Here is a 1368-nt window from a genome sequence, read left to right as displayed (position 1 = left end):
CCGGCCAGGGTGCGCTTGAGCCACAGGCCGAGCAGCAGCGCGGTGACGGCGATGATAATCACCAGGGTGATCAACGAGGACTCGAGAATGGCACTCAGGCCGGCGGTGGCCTCGTCCTCGTCCAGCACCACCCCGAGCTCCCAGTCAGTGCCGTCAATCGACGCAACGGCAAGCCGTTTGGCCTTGCTGTCGACGCTAATAGGCTCCCAGGTGGCATCCTGACGCACCAGGCGCGCGATGAACTCGGGCGTCAGACCATCACTGACCGCCGTCAGCGGCTGTCGGGTCAACTCGGCGTCGGGATGGGCGATCAAGGTCTCACCATCGACGCTCAGGAAGGCGAAACTCGACGGCGTGGGATGGATCGACGCCACCTCGGCAATCAAGTCATCGATCACCACATCGCCGCCGATGACCCCGGCAAGCCGGCCATCCTTGTGAACCGGGGTGGCGAACGACACCACCTGCTGACCGCTGACGGCATCGACGAAGGGACGCGAAATGATGGTCTCGCCGCGCGCGACGGCATCGCGATACCAACCGCGAGTGGTCGAATCAAAATCGTCGGGGGCATCCCAGCCGTCAGAGGTCATGATGCTGCCGTCGGGACGACCGATATAGGCAGATAGAAAGCCACCAGACTCGGCTAACTGGGTCAGGGCCGTATGCGGGTCAGCGTCCATCACCGGGGCACGGGCGGCTTCCATCATGCCGGCACGAGCACGGGTCCATTCCTCGATGGCCCGAGCATTTCCAGTGGCCACCGCATCGAGCTGTTGGCCAATCTGCTCTTCGTTGTGAGTCTGCACGGTCAAATAGCTGACCGATGCGTTGATGACCAGAGCCAGAGCGACCACCACCAGAGTGATCACCAAGATGCGCAGGCGAAGGGACGACAGCATTAAATAAGTCTCACTATTCAGGAAAAGACGGGCGGAGGCAGGCCTCTATGACATGCCGTCAGTAGCCATGCTATCGGCGTCAACGGACACGACTTTAGGTGTAGGCCGCACGCCAGGCCCATGAGCGCGCGCGACGAAGTGAACACACGCCGACCGAGGTCGCGGGGTAAAGAGACAAAAGACGGAATGGGGAGCGAAAACGCACACTGCCCCGGCCATGGCTGGCCGAGGCAGTCAGCCCCTCAAGGTCCGAGAGGGGGAAGAGGAAAGTCGCGCCCAGGGGTCAGGCGTAGTCGAGGCTAGCGCGCCGCTGCGCCTCTCCACCGGCATCGTCGGGCCGAGGCAATGCGCCGCGCTGCTCTGCCAGGGCCTGCTCGCTCAGGGTGAAACCGGCTACCGCTTCGGTGAGCTGGTCGGCCTGGTCTTTCAACTGCTCGGCGGCCGTGGTCGATTCCTCGACCAGGGC

2 protein-coding genes are annotated in these 1368 nt (G+C 63.5%); both read right to left on the bottom strand.

The features are described from left to right. Window positions 1-902, bottom strand: a 902-nt coding sequence (locus HUS66_RS17335) for a cache domain-containing protein (RefSeq protein WP_175072441.1), incomplete at its 3' end; no start/stop codon positions are given. Window positions 903-1185: 283 nt separating this feature from the next. Next, a partial coding sequence (locus HUS66_RS17330; protein ID WP_175072440.1) for a hypothetical protein occupies window positions 1186-1368 on the bottom strand: 183 nt, incomplete at its 5' end.

The organism is Onishia taeanensis (assembly GCF_013349955.1).
Classification (GTDB): Bacteria; Pseudomonadota; Gammaproteobacteria; order Pseudomonadales; family Halomonadaceae; genus Onishia; species Onishia taeanensis_B.
Note: the sequence above shows the minus strand (reverse complement) of the source record. Positions and strands in the feature narration are given on the sequence as shown.